The sequence below is a fragment of the Nitrosomonas communis genome (assembly GCF_024102715.1).
Classification (GTDB): domain Bacteria; phylum Pseudomonadota; class Gammaproteobacteria; order Burkholderiales; family Nitrosomonadaceae; genus Nitrosomonas; species Nitrosomonas communis_B.
Window position 1 is genome coordinate 1 of record NZ_JAGFJM010000122.1, and the last position, 2,720, is coordinate 2,720.

General features: G+C 44.8%; 3 protein-coding genes and 1 pseudogene. All 4 read left to right on the forward strand.

Going from position 1 to position 2,720, the window contains the following annotated elements; genetic code table 11:
• Positions 1–201: RsmE family RNA methyltransferase (locus J5I83_RS11710; RefSeq protein ID WP_304056258.1), on the forward strand; the 201-nt coding region annotated here is incomplete at its 5' end.
• Between the two features lie 150 nt (positions 202–351).
• Positions 352–1,686, forward strand: a complete 1,335-nt coding sequence (argA, locus tag J5I83_RS11715; protein ID WP_304056261.1) for an amino-acid N-acetyltransferase — start codon at positions 352–354, stop codon at positions 1,684–1,686.
• Between the two features lie 181 nt (positions 1,687–1,867).
• Entirely contained in the window at positions 1,868–2,140 is a 273-nt protein-coding gene (locus tag J5I83_RS11720; RefSeq protein WP_304056264.1) for an oxidative damage protection protein, read from the forward strand.
• A 69-nt stretch (positions 2,141–2,209) separates the two neighbouring features.
• A pseudogene (locus tag J5I83_RS11725) lies at positions 2,210–2,720 on the forward strand (RNA degradosome polyphosphate kinase); the annotation flags it as partial.

Below are 2,720 nucleotides of genomic sequence, written 5' to 3' on the forward strand. Positions count from 1 at the left end.
CTTGCTGAATTCCCTTCCCCACCGCTCGATACAACAGTGACATTACTTGTCGGTCCTGAAGGAGGCTTTACCGCAGAAGAAGAAAAAACAGCTTATGCTGCCAGGTTTGTTTCAATCTGCCTGGGCCAACGTATCTTGCGAACAGAAAGCGCAGCGCTCGCTGCAATAGCAGCCATACAGACATTATGGGGAGATTATTGAGTGAGTTGTTACATTCCATAATCAAGACAATAGCTTTTTGCCGCCAGGCATGCCGTGAGATTGTATAGCTTCTCATAAAATACAGCATAATCGATATGCTCTCATGAAAAAGCTGATTTCTCATTATATTCACAATATCGTTACCTGAACATGACACGCAATACTGATTTTGTCTCTTGGTTTCGCTCCGTTGCACCTTATATCAACGCTTTCCGTGGTAAAACCTTTGTCATTGCTTTTGGTGGTGAAGTCGTGGCCGATGGAAATTTTGTCGAACTGGTGCACGATTTCAATCTGTTAGCAAGCCTTGGAATCCAGCTGGTTCTCGTACACGGTGCAAGGCCGCAAATTGAATCTCAATTACAACAGCAGAACTTAGAGGTCATGTATGTAAATGGAATGCGCGTGACCGATACCGCCGCACTTCAGTGTGTTAAAGAATCTGTCGGAAAAGTTCGTGTTGAAATCGAAGCGTTGATGTCGATGGGATTGCCTAATTCACCGATGGCAAACTCTGCCATTCACGTTGCCAGCGGCAATTTCGTTACAGCGCGTCCAATTGGCGTACTTGAAGGGATTGATCTGATGTATACCGGAGAAGTACGGAAAATCAACACCTCTGTCATTCGCGCAAGAATGGAAAATGGAGAAATTATTTTGCTCTCACCATTGGGCTACTCGCCCACTGGCGAAATATTCAATCTGACACTGGAAAATGTTGCGACCGAAGTTGCCATTGCACTTCAAGCAGAAAAACTTATTTTTCTCATGGATCCACTTGGCATCATGCACGACTCCGCACAACAAGGCAGCGCTTTATGGCGTGAATTGACTGTGGCAGAAGCAAAGTCAGTCCTGAGGAAATTTACTGCACCAATTGATTTGGCAGATGATATCCAGTTATATCTTCCTTGCGCAGTGCATGCTTGTGAGAATGGGGTTGCACGAGTTCATCTGATCAGCCGTCATATCGAAGGTGCTTTATTGCAAGAATTATTTAGCCACGAGGGTATCGGCAGCATGATTACGCAGGGACCACTACAAACCATACGTCGCGCCCAAATAGAAGACATAGGCGGTATCCTGCAATTAATTGAGCCTTTGGAGAATGAAGGCGTGCTGGTGCGACGCAATCGTGAATTATTAGAAATCGAGATTGATCGTTTTACTGTGCTGGAGCACGATAATATGATCATTGCCTGTGCGGCACTTTACCCGTTTCCTGATGAGAGTGCTTGCGAATTGGCTTGTCTCGCAGTTCACCCACACTATCGCAAAACTGGCTGCGCCAGTATTTTACTCAAACATATTGAGCAGCAAGCCAGAGCCCAAGGTTATCTTAGATTATTTGTCCTGACCACGCGTACAGCCCATTGGTTTATTGAACGGGGTTTCAGCGAATCCACTCCCGATAAGCTACCTCAGCGCAAACAGAATCTTTACAATTACCAACGTCGCTCAAAAGTATTTATGAAGCAAATATAATCCGGTTTAGCATGGCAAGAGTTGCACTAGTGTGCTGATCAAAACTCTGCTTGCGCCGGAATAAATGAATGTAATCCAGGGTGTTGCGCTACAATAGAAATCCTGACAACTAATTGTTTTCATATAACTTATAATCAGTAAAAAAGACAGCTTCTTGTGTTAACCTGTTTGGAAAAATGATATGACGAGAATAGTGAAATGTATCAAGCTGGGGCGTGAAGCAGAAGGATTGGATTTTCCTACTGTGCCCGGCGAGTTAGGCAAACGAATTTTTGAGAATGTATCCAAAGAAGCATGGAATCAATGGATTCAGCACCAAACCATGCTGGTTAACGAATATCGCCTGAATCTCGCCGATATCAAAGCACGCAAATATCTCACAGCACAAATGGAGGCTTATTTCTTCGGTGACGGCGCTGATCAACCAGCAGGCTATGTCCCAACTGACAAATAAGCTTGAATTAAAAGTGTAATATGTTGCAATGACTGATCCCGGTTACAACTTGAACACGATAAACCGAAAATGCCAGATTCAGCCGACATGAGTGACTTGTCTATTTCTACGCCATTCCTCAACCGGGAACTCAGTCAGATTGAGTTTAACCGGCGCGTGCTTGCCCAGGCCGAAAACAAAGAAACGCCATTACTGGAAAGATTGAAGTTTCTGTGCATTGTCAGTAGCAACTTCGATGAATTTTTTGAAGTCCGGGTGGCAGGATTAAAAGAACAAATCAAAATGGATACGCCAGGCTTTGGGCCGGATGGGATGCTTCCTCGTCAGGCTTTCAAGTTGGTGTCCGAAAAAACACACCGAATTGTTTCACGGCAATACCAGTTGCTCAACGAAAGCATTCTGCCAGAACTAGCACGTCATGGTATCCGTTTTCTGCGCAGGAGTAATTGGGGAGACAATCAACGTGAGTGGATTAAAGCGTTTTTCTTCCGGGAGCTTATGCCCATGCTCACACCGATTGGCCTGGATCATTCTCACCCCTTTCCGCGCGTGTTAAACAAAAGCCTTAATTTTGCCGTTG